The sequence below is a fragment of the Corallococcus sp. CA053C genome (assembly GCF_003611675.1).
Lineage (GTDB): Bacteria > Myxococcota > Myxococcia > Myxococcales > Myxococcaceae > Corallococcus.
Genome location: NZ_RAWA01000866.1, coordinates 1 through 465, shown reverse-complemented (window position 1 = coordinate 465; position 465 = coordinate 1). Strand labels below are relative to the sequence as shown.

Annotated in this window: 1 protein-coding gene; it reads right to left on the bottom strand. The window is 72.7% G+C overall.

Annotated features, from left to right (window positions below; all coding sequences use genetic code 11):
• On the bottom strand, positions 1–465 hold a 465-nt coding region (locus D7V97_RS43635; protein WP_199729261.1), incomplete at both ends, for a hypothetical protein.

Below are 465 nucleotides of genomic sequence, written 5' to 3'. Positions count from 1 at the left end.
CCGGCCAGCAGTACCGCCAGCAGCGCGCTCAGGCCGAGGAAGCGCCCGGCCAGATCGAATGCCTGGCGCACGCCACGCTGGGTGTCGTCCACGCTCAGCAGGCGCAGGCCTTTCACCTGCGGCAGCAGCCACTGGCGCAGCGCCGCGATCGGCTCCGCTGCGCCGGCGAACATCAGCCGGTAGTTGATACGGCTGCCCGGGCCGAGCAGGCCGGTGCCCTCCACATCAGCGCGGTTGACCAGCAGGGTGGGCGAGAGTGTCAGCAGGTCGCCACCGCTGTCCGGCTCGGCCTCGATGATGCCGGCGATGCGCAGCGTGCCGGCGCCGAACTCGAGGTCATCGCCGGCCTTCAGCCCCAATCCCTGCAGCAGGCGTGGGTCGGCATAGGCCTGGCCCTTGGGCGGCATGCCGGCATCGGCGATCAACGCACCGCCGGGCGTGGCCCGGACCCGCAGCGTGCCGCGC